The following is a 284-nucleotide window of genomic DNA, read 5'->3' as shown; positions in this document are numbered from 1 at the left end:
CGTTGAAATTCTTTAATAACAATGATTAAAAGACCTATACCACACCAAAAAGTCACCTATACCACACCAAAAAGTCACCTATACCACACCAAAAAGTCACCTATACCACACCAAAAAGTCACCTATTTACACCATTGATTAATGATGGTGTAATAACACCACGTATAATAAAGGTGTAGCAAATGCCTACCAGTGAATTAATAGTAAAAGATAATGCTTTAATTAATGCTAGTTATAATTTAGATACCGTAGAACAACGGTTAATTCTACTGGCTATCTTACAA

General features: G+C 32.7%; 1 protein-coding gene. It reads left to right on the top strand.

Annotated elements, in window-relative coordinates; all coding sequences use genetic code 11:
- Nucleotides 1–182: 182 nt before the first annotated feature.
- A partial coding sequence (locus tag RR876_RS16550) for a RepB family plasmid replication initiator protein (protein WP_332637137.1) occupies nt 183–284 on the top strand: 102 nt, incomplete at its 3' end.

The sequence above is a fragment of the Acinetobacter sp. genome (genome assembly GCF_036666595.1).
GTDB lineage: Bacteria > Pseudomonadota > Gammaproteobacteria > Pseudomonadales > Moraxellaceae > Acinetobacter.
This window is presented reverse-complemented; position numbering and strand designations above follow the sequence as displayed.